17 protein-coding genes are annotated in these 14,961 nt (G+C 66.4%); 12 read left to right on the forward strand and 5 right to left on the reverse strand.

The window, feature by feature from the left end:
- Nucleotides 1-46 precede the first annotated feature (46 nt).
- The 4 genes from CH268_RS18390 to CH268_RS18405 are packed head-to-tail and all read left to right on the forward strand — an operon-like array spanning nucleotide 47 to nucleotide 4,013.
- Nucleotides 47-634, forward strand: coding sequence for a flavin reductase family protein (locus CH268_RS18390; RefSeq protein WP_032365245.1), 588 nt, complete (start codon nucleotides 47-49; stop codon nucleotides 632-634).
- Nucleotides 631-1,695, forward strand: coding sequence for an AbrB family transcriptional regulator (locus tag CH268_RS18395; protein WP_094665685.1), 1,065 nt, complete (start codon nucleotides 631-633; stop codon nucleotides 1,693-1,695). The genes CH268_RS18390 and CH268_RS18395 overlap by 4 nt, the downstream gene beginning before the upstream one ends.
- A gap of 49 nt (nucleotides 1,696-1,744) precedes the next feature.
- Nucleotides 1,745-2,593, forward strand: coding sequence for a siderophore-interacting protein (locus CH268_RS18400; protein ID WP_094665476.1), 849 nt, complete (start codon nucleotides 1,745-1,747; stop codon nucleotides 2,591-2,593).
- Between the two features lie 22 nt (nucleotides 2,594-2,615).
- The gene (locus CH268_RS18405; RefSeq protein ID WP_176457984.1) at nucleotides 2,616-4,013 is read left to right on the forward strand and encodes a DUF2252 domain-containing protein; all 1,398 of its coding nucleotides are present in this window, start codon (nucleotides 2,616-2,618) and stop codon (nucleotides 4,011-4,013) included.
- An 84-nt stretch (nucleotides 4,014-4,097) separates the two neighbouring features.
- On the opposite strand, the gene CH268_RS18410 is transcribed toward CH268_RS18405, so the two are convergent.
- From CH268_RS18410 to CH268_RS18420, 3 genes are read right to left on the reverse strand one after another with little or no spacing between them, the layout of a single operon-like run.
- Nucleotides 4,098-4,541 carry a DUF6918 family protein gene (locus tag CH268_RS18410; RefSeq protein WP_027498296.1) on the reverse strand — a complete coding sequence of 148 codons (444 nt, stop codon included), beginning with the start codon at nucleotides 4,539-4,541 and terminating at the stop codon, nucleotides 4,098-4,100.
- Between the two features lie 52 nt (nucleotides 4,542-4,593).
- On the reverse strand, nucleotides 4,594-5,565 hold the full coding sequence (locus CH268_RS18415) for an o-succinylbenzoate synthase (protein ID WP_094665478.1): 972 nt from the start codon (nucleotides 5,563-5,565) through the stop codon (nucleotides 4,594-4,596).
- Nucleotides 5,562-6,206: a PaaI family thioesterase gene (locus tag CH268_RS18420; RefSeq protein WP_027498298.1), complete on the reverse strand. Its 645-nt coding sequence runs from the start codon at nucleotides 6,204-6,206 to the stop codon at nucleotides 5,562-5,564. The genes CH268_RS18415 and CH268_RS18420 overlap by 4 nt, the downstream gene beginning before the upstream one ends.
- A 68-nt stretch (nucleotides 6,207-6,274) precedes the next feature.
- Here CH268_RS18420 and CH268_RS18425 point away from each other — a divergent pair, with 68 nt between their 5' ends.
- The 3 genes from CH268_RS18425 (at nucleotide 6,275) to CH268_RS18435 (ending at nucleotide 8,778) form a co-directional block, all read left to right on the forward strand.
- Complete coding sequence (locus CH268_RS18425) at nucleotides 6,275-7,168, forward strand: 1,4-dihydroxy-2-naphthoyl-CoA synthase (RefSeq protein WP_027498299.1); 894 nt, start codon at nucleotides 6,275-6,277, stop codon at nucleotides 7,166-7,168.
- A 6-nt stretch (nucleotides 7,169-7,174) separates the two neighbouring features.
- Nucleotides 7,175-8,296 carry a GGDEF domain-containing protein gene (locus tag CH268_RS18430; RefSeq protein ID WP_255182440.1) on the forward strand — a complete coding sequence of 374 codons (1,122 nt, stop codon included), beginning with the start codon at nucleotides 7,175-7,177 and terminating at the stop codon, nucleotides 8,294-8,296.
- 101 nt (nucleotides 8,297-8,397) lie between these two features.
- Complete coding sequence (locus CH268_RS18435; protein WP_094665480.1) at nucleotides 8,398-8,778, forward strand: VOC family protein; 381 nt, start codon at nucleotides 8,398-8,400, stop codon at nucleotides 8,776-8,778.
- Here CH268_RS18435 and CH268_RS18440 read toward each other — a convergent pair.
- Entirely contained in the window at nucleotides 8,775-10,046 is a 1,272-nt protein-coding gene (locus CH268_RS18440; RefSeq protein WP_238325117.1) for a sensor domain-containing phosphodiesterase, read from the reverse strand. The genes CH268_RS18435 and CH268_RS18440 overlap by 4 nt on opposite strands.
- Nucleotides 10,047-10,151: 105 nt before the next feature.
- The gene (locus CH268_RS18445; RefSeq protein ID WP_255182441.1) at nucleotides 10,152-11,480 is read right to left on the reverse strand and encodes a hypothetical protein; all 1,329 of its coding nucleotides are present in this window, start codon (nucleotides 11,478-11,480) and stop codon (nucleotides 10,152-10,154) included.
- Nucleotides 11,481-11,657: 177 nt separating this feature from the next.
- Between CH268_RS18445 and CH268_RS18450 the strand changes: the two genes are divergently transcribed.
- Genes CH268_RS18450 through menE form a run of 5 tightly spaced genes read left to right on the forward strand, consistent with a single transcriptional unit; the run spans nucleotide 11,658 to nucleotide 14,945 of the window.
- Nucleotides 11,658-12,830 (forward strand): inorganic phosphate transporter, encoded by a 1,173-nt coding sequence (locus CH268_RS18450; RefSeq protein ID WP_027498304.1) that lies wholly within the window; start codon nucleotides 11,658-11,660, stop codon nucleotides 12,828-12,830.
- Nucleotides 12,831-12,835: 5 nt separating this feature from the next.
- Nucleotides 12,836-13,123: a hypothetical protein gene (locus CH268_RS18455; RefSeq protein ID WP_027498305.1), complete on the forward strand. Its 288-nt coding sequence runs from the start codon at nucleotides 12,836-12,838 to the stop codon at nucleotides 13,121-13,123.
- 26 nt (nucleotides 13,124-13,149) lie between these two features.
- Nucleotides 13,150-13,479, forward strand: coding sequence for a DUF3349 domain-containing protein (locus CH268_RS18460; protein ID WP_032369750.1), 330 nt, complete (start codon nucleotides 13,150-13,152; stop codon nucleotides 13,477-13,479).
- Between the two features lie 4 nt (nucleotides 13,480-13,483).
- The gene (locus CH268_RS18465) at nucleotides 13,484-13,798 is read left to right on the forward strand and encodes a DUF3349 domain-containing protein (RefSeq protein ID WP_027498307.1); all 315 of its coding nucleotides are present in this window, start codon (nucleotides 13,484-13,486) and stop codon (nucleotides 13,796-13,798) included.
- Between the two features lie 10 nt (nucleotides 13,799-13,808).
- On the forward strand, nucleotides 13,809-14,945 hold the full coding sequence (gene menE, locus CH268_RS18470; protein WP_032369751.1) for an o-succinylbenzoate--CoA ligase: 1,137 nt from the start codon (nucleotides 13,809-13,811) through the stop codon (nucleotides 14,943-14,945).
- Nucleotides 14,946-14,961 lie beyond the last annotated feature (16 nt).

Consider the following 14,961-nt stretch of genomic DNA (forward strand, 5'->3'; position numbering starts at 1 on the left):
GATGCTCCGGTCGGCCGCCGCAACCGGGCTTTGACAGTATTGAGACGTGCGTACAGTCTTCCGGCCCGACGAGGTCTCCTCCCGCCGCTTCTACCAGCTACTGACCGCGTCGGTGGTCCCCAGGCCCATCGCCTGGATCTCCACGGTCTCGGCCGACGGTGTGGCGAACCTCGCGCCCTACAGCTTCTTCACCGTCTCGTCCGTGGAACCGCCGGTCGTCCAGTTCACGTCCGTGACCCGCAAGGACAGTCTGCGCAACATCGAGGCCACCGGCGAGTTCGTCGTCAATCTGGCCACGGCACCGTTGGTCGATCAGGTCAACGGCAGCTCGGCGAGCTTCGAGCACGGCGTCAGCGAGTTCGAGGCCGTCGGCATCGAGAGCGAACCCAGTGCGATCGTCACGCCGCCGCGGGTAGCTGCCGCCCCGATCGCCATCGAAGCCACGCTGCACCGCGTCGTCGAGGTGGGAAACTGCTTCGTCGTCATGGGCAGCGTCGTCGCAGTGTCCGTTCGACCGGAATTTCTCGCCGAGGACGGCCTGCCCGAGTTCGAGACCATCGCACCGCTCAGTCGACTCGGCCGTACCGAGTGGGGACTGCCGCCCGAGGTTCGCGAGATCGAGCGACCTTCTTGATTCGCTGGCTGCTGCTGGTTCTCGTCACGGTCGCACTGACCGTCGGGGCCGATGCGCTCGGTGTGCCGTCGGCTGCGTTGTTCGTTGCACTTCTGGTGGCGATCGTGTTCGCGCTCGCCGGATGGGCTCCGACGACCGGAACCGAGCGAGCGCCGCTCCCCCGCAGACTCGGCATGGCGGCGCAGGCAATCCTCGGCGTCGAGATCGGCACGCTCGTGCAGAGCGACACTCTGAGCTCGCTGGGCGATACCTGGCTGCCGGTACTGCTGGCATGCATCGGCACCCTGTTGCTGTCGATCGCGGCCGGCGCACTGTTGGGGCTTCGTAAAGACATCGATTCACTGACCGGTTCGTTGGCGCTGGTCGCGGGCGGAGCCTCGGGACTGGTGGCGATCACCCAGGAGTTGGGCGGCGACGAACGCGTGGTCGCGGTGGTGCAATACCTGCGTGTCGTGCTGGTGACCACGACGCTGCCGCTGGTCGCAACCCTGGTGTTCGACGCCCAACCCGGACAATCGTCGGTCACCGCCGACGTGCACGAGGCGCTGTGGATCGATCTTGCGTTCGTCGTGGTCTGCGGCGTCATCGGGGTAATGCTGGCCAAGGCGATTCGGCTGCCTGCCCCCGCCCTGCTCGGCCCGCTGATGATCGCCACGCTCGCCGACGTGCTCGGCGTCTCGTTCGACGCGTCCGTCCCGACGCTGTTGCTGTGGGCGGCGTACATCGTCATCGGCTGGCAGGCCGGACTGCGGTTCACCGTCGCCAGCTTGAAGTCGATCTCGCGGGTCTTGCCCGCATCGCTGATGTTGATCATCGCCGTCACCGTCTGCTGCGCGATGCTCGGCCTGTGGCTGGCGTCCGCGACGGGGACGAGCGGCTACGAGGGCTACCTCGCGACCACTCCCGGCGGGGTGTACGCGGTGCTGGCCATCGCCGCGTCGACCGGGGCGAACGTCACCTTCGTCGTGGCCGCCCAGGTGATCCGCGTGTTCATGATGTTGTTCGCAGTACCCGTCGGAGCCAAGGTGGTCCAGCGCTACCGGCGCGGTCGGCCCGAGTGAGAAATCGAGGGAACCCCATCGCAGCTTAGGGTCGGCTAACCTGTGCTGCATGGGTAAGTACCTCAAACCGGAGAACCCCGCGTTCTACCGCCTGACCGTGCTCGGGAGCGACCGAATCAGCCCCAGCTTCATCCGGGTGACCCTCGGCGGCGATTCGTTGTCGAACTTCCGCTACATGGGCTACGACCACTGGTTTCGCCTGTTCCTGCCGCAGCCGGGCCAGGACGAGCCGCGCATCCCCAGCGCCACCTCGATGCTCTGGTACGCCCAGTATCTGACGTTCTCCAAAGACACCAAGCCGGCGGTCCGCAACTACACGGTCAGCCGATACCGCGCTGAGGGAGAGGGCACGTACGGCGACGGCCCGGAGCTGGATGTGGACTTCGTGGTGCACGGCGAAGTAGATGGTGGCGGCGGAACCGGTGGTCACAGTGGCCCGGCGTCGTCGTGGGCTACCAGGGCGGTCCCAGGCGATCGCGTCGCGATCTTCGACGAAGGGCGCATCTACACGTTCGAGGGACAATCGAGCTGGCAGTTGCTCGTCGGCGACGAGAGTGCTGCCCCGGCGATTCTCGGCATTCTGCGGTCGTTGCCGGACGACGTTCGGGTCAAGGCCTTCGTCGAAGTGCCCACCGAGGCCGACATCCAGAAGCAGGACGTGCACGCAGGCGTCGAGATCGAATGGATCGTGCGCCCCAACCTGCTGGCCAAGCCGGGCGAGGCCGCGTTGGCCGCGGTGCAGAAAGCCGAGCTTCCGGACGGCGATCCGTTCGTCTACGTAGCAGGGGAACAGGGGCTGGCGACGGGCCTGCGTAGATACCTGGTGAACGAGCGTTCCGTACCCAAGTCTCGGATCTGCTTCACCGGATACTGGAAGTTCGGTAAAGCCGCCCCGTAGCCCTCGATTAGTGTGACTTCACATGCCCGGCTCCGGAAAAGGTCATACCGTCGTCACCGACTCGGCAGCAGTCGACAGCGCGCCGTACGCATCGTTGCGTGCGCGGCCACTCCCCCGAGCCGAACGATACGAGCTGGGTCGACGCCTGCGCGACAAGGTCCCGATCGCATCGCTGGGCGACTGGACACCGCCACCGGATCGCCCGGACCCGGTGCAGCAGATCGAGTACTCACACCAGGGCCGGATCGAATGGCTCATCCCCACGCGCCTCGAGCGCATGGTCGAATCCCCGTACGGCTTCCTGCGCGGGACGGCCATCGTCATGGCCCGCGACGTCGCGATGCTGCCGTCCACCGGCATCAACCCGGTGATCAGCGGCGACGCCCACCTCGGAAACTTCGGGTTCTACGCCTCCCCCGAACGCGACCTCGTCATCGACCTCAACGACTTCGACGAAGCACACCCGGGTGCCTGGGAATGGGATCTACGACGCCTCGCCGCGAGCATCTGGGTGGCCGGCCGACAGAACGGACGCAGCGAGGATCGGTGCCGCGATGCCGTCGCCGCCTGCGTGTCCGCGTATCGAATCGAGGTCGCGCGCCTCGCCGACGAACCGCTGATGTCGCGGTCGTTCCAACGGCTGACGGCCGAGAAACTGCAACGGGACGCCACCGCGGGATCGTTGCGCAAGGAGATCAAACGCGCCACCAAGAAAGCGCGTCGACGCACGAGTGACCGCGTCCTGCCGCGATTCACCGAGGAACACGAGGGCACTCGCAGGATCGTCGAGGAGCCGCCGATCACCACCCGAATCTCGGCCGAGGACGAGGAGTTGCTGGCCGTCGGACTGGACCAATACCTGGGCACTCTCACCCCGCATTGGCGTCGGGTGCTGGGGGGATACACGTTGATCGACGTCGCGCATCGCGTCGTCGGAGTCGGCAGTGTCGGGCTCCGGGCGTACGTGGCACTGCTCGAAGGCACCAGCGCGGACGACGTCGTGTTCCTGCAGCTCAAGCAGGCCAGACGGTCGGTGCTCGCGCCATATGTGCACGGCGAATCGGCCTGGCACGACCATCAGGGACAACGCGTGGTGGAGTACCAGCAGGATCTGCAGACGGTCAGCGATCCACTGCTGGGGTGGTGCACCATCGCCGGACGGCAGTACTACGTGCGGCAGTTCCGCAACATGAAGGGGACGATCGACCTCTCGTCGATCGATGCACCCGCGCTGGTGGACTACGCGCGGGTGGTGGGTCGACTACTGGCGAAGGGACACGCTCGCACCAGCGGCGCGTCGATGATCTCGGGATACACGGGCGATTCCGATGAACTCGACGTTGCACTGTGCCGCTTCGCGCGGCTCTACGCCGACCAGACCGAGGCCGATTGGGAGCGTTTGAGCGCTACGCGCATGTGAGTGTGGAGCCCTCGGGTCGTTCCGCGGGCTCCACTCCCACCTCGTAGCCTGCTACGAATTTCCACTCACATGCGGCGAAGCCGCTCAGGCGTGCTTGGCCACCAGATCGCCGACGCGCGGCAATGCCTCGGTGACGTTCTTCTTCGCCGAGCCACGCAGGCTGCCGTAGAACTTCTTGACGACGGACTTGTCCGTCTCCTCGATGCGCGCATCGGTGACCGAGAGCAGAGCGTCGGACGCGGCATCTCCGTTGGCGGCAAGGTACTCACCGAACGTGCCCTGCGGGGCAGCGTTGTACGACTGCCAGAACGGGTCGAGCTTGTCGACGAAATCGGGCCACAGTGCCGAGACCGCATTGTCGATGTAGGACGGGCCGACCTTCTTCACTGCGCCGTAGCCCCCCTTGACCGCGAGGCCACTCGCGCCCTTCTTGTCGGCTACCTCGGCGTCGATCAATGCCAGCACGTCGACGCGCAGAGCGTCGGCCTTCGACTCGTCGAGCAGCGAATCCTTCAGTGCAGCAACCACTTCGAACTTCCTCCCAGATGTGTCGGCGGCCCCACGCGGACCGGGCGCAACACTACCGCAGCAGTGCGTGGCAGCGCCGCACTCGCTCGATCCACCACCGGGTGCGCTCGGCGTCGGCACCGAGTTCGATCAACGCGTGCGGATCCGGCTCGACGCTCTGGACCGGATACGTTCCGTCGACCACCTCGGGTGCCGGTGCGACGTCGCGAACGAACAGGCTGCCCGTCCCCAGTCCGCAGGCGAATTCGAGATGCGGCAGCGCGGCGGCAGCGGCGAGCCCGGAGGCGATGCCCACAGCCGAATCGAGTGCACTCGACACGACCACCGGCACGCCGTACTCCCCCAGTTCGCCGGCCAGTTCGAGCAGTGCGCGCATGCCGCCGAGCGGAGCGACCTTGAGTACCGCGATGTCCGCGCCGCCGGCCCGCACGACCTTCATCGGATCCTCGGCCCGACGGATGCTCTCGTCCGCGGCCACCCGAACTCCCGGAGCCCGGCGGCGCAGCTCGACGAGCTCGGCAACCGTGGCGCACGGCTGCTCCGCGTATTCGAGTGGCCCGTCCGCAGTGAGAGCAGCCAACGCAGTGATTGCCTCGTCGACGGTCCAGCCCCCGTTGGCGTCGATCCGCACCCGCGGCACCAGCTCGCGCACCGCACGAACGCGAGCCACGTCGTCGGCCAGGCTCTGCCCCTTCTCGGCCACTTTCACCTTCGCCGTTTCGGCCCCGGGTGAGCGGCTCAGCACGCCCGCCACATCGGAGGCGTCGACCGCGGGCACGGTCGCGTTGACCGCGATGCGTCGACGCACCGCATTCGGCGGGCCATCCCACGCGGCCTCGATCGCCGACGCCAACCACGGGGCGGACTCGACGTCGTCGTACTCGGGGAACGGAGAGAATTCACCCCACCCACCGGGACCACGAATCAACATCACCTCACGGGTGGTGATCCCACGGAACTTCGTCCGCATCGGCATCGAGAGCACGTGCGCACCGTCGAGCAGATCGTCGATCGGGGGAATCATTGCTGCCCCGGGAGCAACTGCACCATCAGTGCCTCGCAGTCGGCGAGCAGGTTGCCGTCCAGATCCGTCAGCCTCGCGCTGATGAACGTCTTACGACCCTCCACCTTGTCCACGGCACCCTCGACGACCAACTCGGTGTTCAGTGGGGTCACCTTGCGGTAGTTGATGTGCAGATATGCGGTCCGGCTGATGGGCCGACCGTATGCATGCTGGATCAGGCCGAAGAGGTCGTCGAACAGCAGCGGAAGGGTGCCGCCGTGCGCGGCGGCGTTGCCACCGAGGTGGAAGCGACGGAACATGCCACGGCTGCGGACGCCGTCGGCTGCGAATTTCTCGATGATCCACGGCGGCAGCAGCAGCGAACCACGGCCCGGCAGAGCAGGTACCCGCCCCGCGGTCTGCTTGCCTTCGGCGACCACGTGCGGCTCCAACAACTCGATCAATTCTCGAGTCTTGCTCGCGGCTGCCTCGGTGACGTCTGCGGGCAACGACGTGGACACCGCGAGATCCTGGACCGTGCGCAGTGCCTCGAGCAACTGTCCGTATTCCGGCCCCACCTTCGCCGGAACGAAACGCGGGAAGCCGCCGTGGTGGTCGTAATCGGGGTCGGAACTGCGGTCGAGCTGCATCGGATCGGTCATGACCTGCACGCTAGCTGCACCGCCCGGCCGCAGCGGATTCAGCCCTCGCCACCGTTAAGCTGGCCCACGTGACCTTCACTCCCGCACTGTGGCGTCCCGTTCCCGGCTTCGAAGATCTGACCGACATCACCTATCACCGCCACGTGTCCGACGCGACCGTGCGGGTGGCGTTCGATCGTCCCGAGATTCGCAACGCTTTTCGGCCGCACACCGTCGACGAGCTCTACCGCGCGCTCGAACACGCACGCGTGAGTTCGGACGTGGGAACGGTGCTGCTCACCGGAAACGGGCCGAGCAGCAAGGACGGCGGCTGGGCGTTCTGTTCCGGCGGCGATCAGCGCATTCGCGGACGAAGTGGCTACCAGTATGCGGACGGTGAAACGGCCGAGACGGTCGACAAGGCTCGCGCGGGCCGACTGCACATTCTCGAGGTGCAGCGGCTGATCCGCTTCATGCCCAAGGTCGTCATCTGTCTCGTCAACGGGTGGGCAGCGGGTGGCGGTCACAGCTTGCACGTGGTGTGCGATCTGACGCTCGCAAGCCGCGAGCACGCTCGCTTCAAGCAGACCGACGCCGACGTGGGCAGCTTCGACGGTGGTTACGGCAGTGCGTACCTGGCCAAGATGGTCGGCCAGAAGTTCGCCCGTGAAATCTTCTTCCTCGGCGAGACGTACTCGGCCGAGGAAATGCACCGCATGGGCGCGGTGAACAAGGTGGTCGATCACGCCGAACTCGAGAACACCGCCATCGAGTGGGCCGCGAAGATCAACGCCAAGTCGCCGCAGGCGCAGCGGATGCTCAAGTACGCGTTCAACCTGCAGGACGACGGTCTCGTCGGCCAGCAGTTGTTCGCCGGTGAAGCCACCCGGCTGGCGTACATGACCGACGAGGCCGTCGAGGGACGCGATGCGTTCCTGGAGAAGCGCGAGCCCGACTGGTCGCCGTTTCCTCGATATTTCTGACGCTTCGTGACCCCGAACTCGCATCACCGCGATCGCGGTACTGCCGTGGGTGCTCTGTGGGCCTGGTTCACGCAGCCGTACGACTACCGCTGGATGGCGGACTTCCAGAACTCGCGGCCCACCGGAAAGCTCATCCGATGGGTGATGGCGATCCTGACGCTGAACTACGGCGCTCTGGCGGTGGTGGCCCTCTTCTCCGACGGTGCCACGCGGAACGCCGCGGCGATCGGCTGGAAGGCATTCCTGGTCGTCATGGCGGTGGCGGTCGCGGCCGCGTGGATCGCCAAGCCGTTCCCGGGCCGTCTCGGGGTGGTCGCATTCGCGGTGTTCGCCGATCTGGGCACCGCGTCGTCGATCCTCGTCAACCCGATCGCCGATGCGATCTTGACGTGCGCGCTGTTCGCCGTCATCGGCACGTTCTGCACGTTCTTCGTCAGCCCACGGTGGCTGGTGGCTCACCTGGTCTTCTCGGTGGCGTGCACCGTCGCTGCCGCGGCGGCGACGTACCGCACCGGCGATGTGGACGTCGCGTCACTGATCTTCCGGACCGACGTGGTGTTGCTCGCGATCGCCGGGGTGCCGCTCACCTCGCATCTGTTGGTCACCGTATTGACCGACGACGCCCGTAGTTCGTTGCTCGACCCGCTCACCGGGTTGCTGAATCGGCGCGGGCTCGAATCGGTGATCCACGACGTCTGGTTGCTCGGCCGCGAGGAGGATCGCTGCTCGGCCGTCGTGGTCGTGGACATCGACCGATTCAAAGCCGTCAACGACGACTACGGGCACGAGGAGGGAGACGCCGTCATCGTTCGCGTCGCCGAGCGTCTGGGCGCACACATGGGGAGATACGGCGTGATCGCGCGCACCGGCGGCGAGGAATACCTCGCCGTGGTCTCGACGTCGCGCCTGCACATCGATGCGTTGATCCACGGTGTTCGACGAGCCATGCGCGATCCCGACGACGGCGTCGCCGTGACGGTCAGCGTGGGGGCAGCCATCCTGCACGCGAGTTCACCCCTGTGGGAGCAGAACCTCGACCTCGTGACGCGGGCGATGCGGGTGGCGGACTCGATGATGTACGAGGCCAAAGCAGCCGGCGGAAACCGGATTGTCACGACGGTGCTGTGATGCCACTGATCGACGCCACTGATCCGGGTCGTTCCGCAGGCTCCACTCCCGCTGTGACCATCCTGCGGCAGTGATGGTCGGTTGCGTGATATCCATGCGAGGTGGACATCCTCGCTGCACGTACCATCCTGCGCCCGGTCGACTACCGGAAGACCCTCGAGTTCTATCGAGACGGCCTGTCCCTTGCGGTGTGCCGTGAATATCCCGGCGGCACGGTGCTGTTCGCAGGCCAAGGGTTGATCGAGATCGCAGCGCACGGCGGCGCCGAGGAGTCGGGATCGTTCTCCGGGGCACTGTGGCTGCAGGTGCGCGACATCGATTCTGCCACAGCGGAATTGGAGCAGGCCGGCATTGCGATCGTGCGGGCGGCGACCACCGAACCCTGGGGACTCATCGAGATGTGGATCGAGGATCCCGATGGAATCCCCATCGTGCTGGTGCAGATTCCGCAGGACCACCCACTACGCCGGGATACTCGCTAGCCACCCGAGACGGTTCGCAGTACCGCCGACGCCGATTGCGGCCTCGACCACAGATATCCCTGCGCCAGAGTGCATCCGAGATCGAGAGCGGCGTCGGCCTGAGCTCGACTTTCGATCCCCTCGACGATCATCGTCAGCTCCAGATCGTTGGCGACCGAGGCCAACGACTTGATCATCGCCCGACCGGCCACGGTGTCGATGAACCGTGTCAGATGTCCGTCGATCTTGATGCCGTCCGGTTGCAACGTCACCAAACGTTCGAGAGACGACCAGCCGGAGCCGAAGTCGTCGAGCAGGACGCGGAAACCCAGCCGGTGCACGTCGTCGATGTGCTTGCGCAGCAACGGCCCTGGCGTCACCGACGAGGTCTCGGTGAGTTCGAGCGAAATGGATTTCGGCGACACCTCGGTCGACGCGATCGCACGTTCGAGTTGGCCGACGCCGTCCGGATGCGCCAGATGACGTCCGGAAATGTTGACGGTCAGCCGCAGGTCCGGTCGGTGTACGTGCCACTTCTTCATCTCCGCGGCCGCCTGCGCGAGCACGCTCAGATCCACGTCGATGATCAGTTCACTCGCCTCGGCGAACGGCACGAAGTCCGCGGGCACCACCAGACCCCGAGTGGGATGGTGCCAACGCGCCAATGCCTCGAAGCCGACGATCTCCTCTGTCCGTAGGTCCACGATCGACTGGAACCACGGCACGATGTGACCGTCGGCGAGGGAGTCGGCGATGTCGTTGTCGCTGCCGAGTCGGGTGGATCCCGAGCCGACCCGCCGATGCAGATCGAGCTGCTCCTCGAGGACGGACGCGAACTGTTCGAGCTCCTGCATCTGGTCGTTGGAGAGGGGCCTCGAAGTGCGGTCGAGCAAGCACAGAGTGCCGATCACCAGACCTTCTCGTCCGCGAAGCGGAACCGAGGCATAGGACTCGATGCCGTTCTCGTCGAGCAGCGCGCGTTGCCGGGTGGTCGCATCGACCCGGCCGTGGGCGACGACCGCAGGCACTCCCGTGCGCACCACGTCGTCGCACAGGGTGTCGGCCCGCACCACGGTGGACATCGGCGGACCGCCGATGTTGACCAGTGTGTACTGGGTGTCCTCGTCCAACACGTTCAGCTGGGCGATGGCGAATCCGACACTGCGTGCCGCGAATTCGACGGTGGAGCGCAACGCGGGTGTGGTTGCTTCCAGATCGAGGTAGCGGCGAGCCGAGTCGCTCTGCCGCCGAGACTGGGAGCGTGCGGTGTCGTGCACCTCACCGTCCACCAGCATCTCCTCGCAGCCGACATCCGGGCACGCTCTCGACCCGCGTGGAACCGAGTTTAACCGTGCACGAACGGCAGACCGCAGGCAAACCCCATCTCGAGCTCGTCACAATGCCGGGAAGCGTGTGTGCAGGAGCCGATGACGCAACACAGCCGCGGCCACCCGTGCGCCTTCGTCGGTTGCGACGCGGTTGTCGGCCGAGCGGAACGCTCCGAGAGCGTCGAGTTCTGCGATCAACGTGTCCGCCAGAGTCTCGGCGTGCTCCGACTCCGGCTCCTCCCCCGCATGGGTCCATCCCTCCGCACGCAACAGTCGCGCCGAATCGTCGGCAGTCGCCTGAGCGTCGGCGATGTCGTTGCCCAGGATCATCCGGGCCAGGAGAACCTCCGCAGCGATCGAGTCGGGGTGGTAGTCGCTGCCGACGATTCCCCCGGTGAGCACGCGCCACAATCCGTCCGAGCTCAGCTGCCGGGTGCGCGTCGTCGGAACCAGCCTGCCTGCGGAGCGCCGCATCAACCGAAGTCGCATCACCAGACGCCGGAGAGCGAGGACCTTGTCGGTATCGAGTTCGCGTCCGACGAACTGCGGACGCTCGGCTACCGGAAAGACGGTGCGAGCGATCCGCGCCACCAGATCGTCCGGCAGATACCCGGCATCGGTCAGCGCCACGCCGTCGCCGATGCAGCCGATGAAGCTCTCGAGTCTGCGCACGCACCCGTACACCGGCTCGACCGCCTCGTGCAGCGCCTCGCGCAAGCCCAGGTAGAGCTCGGCGCGTGGAGCGCTGTAACTGCTCCACAGTTCGATGCGGTGGTCGAGAAGTTGTTCGAGCAGAACGTCGTCGGTGCCGTTCTTGCCCTGCTCCGAGGTCAGCACCGCGTCGGTCACGCCGCGACGACGCGTCGCCCGTGCGGTGACTCCCAGCGGCCTGCCGCCGGGCTTCGACGGCTCGAACTCACCGGCAATGGTCGCCACTTCGAGTGTCTCACCGATCTTTTCGACGATGGCCCGCTCGACCCCGGTCGGACCGTCCTGCCACGTCACCAACTCGGTGTCGACTGCTCCGATACCGGATTGCTCGGTGGCGGCGCGATACTGCTGCAGCCAGATCGCATCGTCGGTGGCACGTACGAGCTCGTCCGTCACGCCGCTGCGTGCGATCTCCGCATACGCGACGCGTCCCAGCCGCTCGAGCAGATCCCCGAGCGCTCGGGCGATGTCGACGGCCCGATCGGGGCCCTCGGCCGCGTGGCGCAGATAGATCCACAGAAATGTCTGTACGGAATGCTGTGTCGGCCCCGCAGGCGGCGACACCGCGGCCAGTCCGTCCCACCCGAGCCGGGCGTCGGCGGCAAGAGCCGGATCGACGGAATCGAAGTACGACAGGGCGGCCGACACCGCATCATCCATACCCGATCCCTTCACGTCGTCCACTGTTCCACAATGCTTCGACCGGAGGAGACCACCGCCGTGCGCTACGCCACAGACGAAGTGGACATATAAGGCAAAAAGGTGAACTGGAGGTGAACTGGAGACGACTTCGCGGCACCCGAGAAGAACACTTCGCAAGAAATTTCCTCCAATGACCGTTCGTGTCCCACACTTTCCACCGTGAGCGCTGAATTTCTCGTACTTCTCGTGGTGGTCGTGACGGCCCTGGCCTTCGACTTCACCAACGGTTTCCACGACACCGCCAACGCCATGGCGACGTCGATCGCAACGGGGGCATTGAAGCCCAAGGTCGCGGTCACCCTGTCTGCCGTCCTCAACCTGGTCGGCGCCTTCCTGTCCGTAGAGGTCGCAGCCACCGTCGCGAAGGGGATCGTCAATCTCGGCGACACCGGCGGCCAGGCCCTGCTGACCATCATCTTCGCCGGCCTCGTCGGCGGCATTCTGTGGAACCTCGCCACCTGGCTGCTCGGCATCCCGTCGAGCAGCTCGCACGCACTGTTCGGCGGCCTCATCGGTGCCACGATGGCGGGCCTGGGAACCAGCGGCGTCGTGTGGGACGGGGTGTGGAGCAAGATCGTGTTGCCCGCCGTGCTGGCCCCCATCGTCGCCGGCCTCGTCGCCACCGTCGGCACCTGGATCATCTACCGCATCACCAACGCAGTTCCCGAGAAGTCCAAGGAGCGCGGATTCCGTTGGGGCCAGATCGGTTCGGCCTCACTCGTCTCGCTCGCCCACGGCACCAACGACGCCCAGAAGACGATGGGCGTGATCTTCCTGGCGCTCGTCGCGTACGGGACCGTCTCGCCGGACGCCGAGATGCCCCTGTGGGTCAAGGTCACGTGCGCCCTCGCCATCGCGTTGGGCACCTACCTCGGCGGCTGGCGCGTCATCCGCACCCTCGGTAAGGGCCTCGTCGAGATCGCATCCCCGCAGGGCATGGCAGCCGAGTCCTCGTCTGCGGCAATCATTCTGACGTCGAGCCACCTCGGCCTCCCGCTCTCGACCACGCAGGTCGCGACCGGCTCGATCCTCGGATCGGGACTCGGAAAGCCCGGTGCCGCCGTGCGCTGGAACGTCGCAGGACGCATGGCCGTCGCCTGGGTCATCACCTTGCCGCTCGCCGGCGTGGTCGGCGCTGCATGCTGGCTGCTCGCCCACACGATCGGCGGTCTGCCCGGCATCCTCGTGGTCTTCGCCATTCTCGTCGGACTGGCCACCGTCATGTACATCCGCTCGCGCCGCGAACCCGTCGATCCGGACAACGTGAACGCCGAATGGGACGGCGGACTCGTTCCTGCCGCCGCCGAAACCGACTCCCCCGCGAAGGTCTGAACAACATGGAAACCCTGAAGCACACACTCGATTCGCTCTGGCAGGTTGTTCTCGTCGGCCTGCTGCTCGGTGCCGGACTGCCCGCGATCTTCGCTTTCGGACTCAAGGCACTCTCGGTCGGTGAGCCCTCGGACGAGGCCACTGCCTCGGGCACCACACGCGTGGCCCGACCCGCAGTCGCCACCGCCGCGGCCGTCCTCTGTTTCGCAGTGGTCGTCGTCGCGATCGTGGCCGGAATTCTCTTCATCATGAAGAACTTCCTCGACAGCACATTCGGCATCTCCGTCTTCTGACACACCCGAGAAGGGGTACAGCTCTCATGACCGACTCCACCAAGACCGCATTCCCGGCCTCGGTGCTCGAATGGCTCCGAGCCGGATACCCCGAGGGCGTTCCGCCCAAGGACCGATTCCCGCTCGTCGCCCTTCTGCGCCGCGCCGCACTCACCGACGCTCAGGTGCAGGAGATCGTTCTCGAACTCGTCTCTCCCGCCAACGGTGCACTCGACGACGGTGCCATTTCGACCGAGGAGATCGCGACGTACATCCGCGACCAGATCGACGCCGAGCCGACGGCCGAGGACATCTCCCGTGTCTCGGCACGACTGGCCGCCGGTGGCTGGCCGCTCGCGGATCCGGCTGCCCTGTAAGACCATGGCGGTCCCGTCGTTTCTCCACTCGATCGTCGAGTGGCTCCGCGGCGGGTATCCCGACGGGGTACCCGAAGCGGATTACGTTCCCCTCCTTGCCCTTCTGAATCGGCGACTGTCCGACGACGAAGTGCAGTCGGTGATGGATGCCCTCATCGCCGACGGCCAGCTACCTGCCGACAAGGCCGGAATTTCCGTCACCATCACCAAGGTCACCAACGAGCTGCCCCGAGAAGAGGACGTCAATCGGGTGCGCGCGAACCTCGCCGCCGGGGGTTGGCCTCTGGCCGACCCGTTCACGATCCGGCGCAAGGACTAATCTCGCCAGTGTGCTCGAGAGCGTTCCCATTCCAGCAGGCTCGGCCGCGGCAGACATCCTGCCGCGGCTGAGCCGTCTGCTGGCCGGCGACGGCCCCGCCGTCCTCCCCGTCCCCGCCGACGATCCACGCGAGATCCGTCGCCTGCACGACGCGTTGGCCCCCGGAACCCCCATCGACGACGACGTCGCATTGGTCGTCGCGACATCGGGGACGACGGGAATTCCCAAGGGTGCCATGCTGTCTGCGTCCGCACTGGTCGCGTCGGCGACGGCAACCGAGGAGCGCCTCGGCGGCCCCGGCTCGTGGCTGCTGGCTCTGCCCGCACACCACATCGCCGGGATGCAGGTGTTGCTGCGCAGCGTGCTCGCCGGCACGTCGCCGGTGATCATGGACGTCTCTGCCGGCTTCGACCCGGCCGCCTTGGTCGAGGCCGTGGGACGGATGTCGGGTCCGCTGCGCTACACCTCCCTGGTGCCCGGCCAGTTGGTCAAAGCACTCGAGAACCCCGAGGCCACTGCTGCACTGGCATCGCTGGACGCCGTGTTGCTCGGCGGCGCTGCCACGCCGATTCCGTTGCGCGAGAGAGCCCTTGCCGCGGGTGTTCGATTGGTACGCACCTACGGCATGAGCGAAACCGCGGGCGGCTGTGTGTACGACGGAGTTCCGTTGCACAGCACCGTCGTTCGGATCGACGACGGACGAGTGGTTCTGGGCGGGCGGACTCTGGCCTCGGGCTATCGCGGATTACCGGACCATCCGGCATTCGCCGAGCCGGGATGGTTCCGCACGGACGACGCAGGCACGATGATCGACGGGGTGCTGAGCATCACCGGTCGACTCGACGAGGCCATCTCGACGGGCGGCTTGACCGTCGTACCACAGGTGGTCGAAGCCGCGCTGGCAACGCATCCCGCTGTCCGCGAGTGCGCTGTCGTCGGATTGCCGGATGAGCGCCTCGGCCAGAAGGTGGTGGTAGCAGTGGTTGCCTCTGCGCCGGTGACGTTGGCGGAGTTGCGCTCTCACGTCGAGCAGTCGCTCGATGCCACCGCTGCACCGCGGGAGCTGTTCCTCGTCGACGCACTGCCGACGCGGGGTCCGGGAAAACTGGACCGCGCAGGATTGCGAGCCGAGTTGGCGGCGCGGTGAGAGCACCCGACGCGCG

The organism is Rhodococcus sp. 06-1460-1B, assembly GCF_002258475.1.
Classification (GTDB): domain Bacteria; phylum Actinomycetota; class Actinomycetes; order Mycobacteriales; family Mycobacteriaceae; genus Rhodococcoides; species Rhodococcoides fascians.

Bases quoted from the DNA above. Each gene is read 5' to 3' on its own strand.
- CH268_RS18420 (WP_027498298.1), bottom strand. From the start codon at position 6,206: ATGACCGATCCGATGCAGCTCGACCGCAGTTCCGACCCCGATTACGAC.
- CH268_RS18460 (WP_032369750.1), top strand. From the start codon at position 13,150: ATGACCGACTCCACCAAGACCGCATTCCCGGCCTCGGTGCTCGAATGG.
- CH268_RS18465 (WP_027498307.1), top strand. From the start codon at position 13,484: ATGGCGGTCCCGTCGTTTCTCCACTCGATCGTCGAGTGGCTCCGCGGC.
- CH268_RS18455 (WP_027498305.1), top strand. From the start codon at position 12,836: ATGGAAACCCTGAAGCACACACTCGATTCGCTCTGGCAGGTTGTTCTC.
- CH268_RS18400 (WP_094665476.1), top strand. From the start codon at position 1,745: ATGGGTAAGTACCTCAAACCGGAGAACCCCGCGTTCTACCGCCTGACC.
- CH268_RS18405 (WP_176457984.1), top strand. From the start codon at position 2,616: ATGCCCGGCTCCGGAAAAGGTCATACCGTCGTCACCGACTCGGCAGCA.
- CH268_RS18415 (WP_094665478.1), bottom strand. From the start codon at position 5,565: ATGATTCCCCCGATCGACGATCTGCTCGACGGTGCGCACGTGCTCTCG.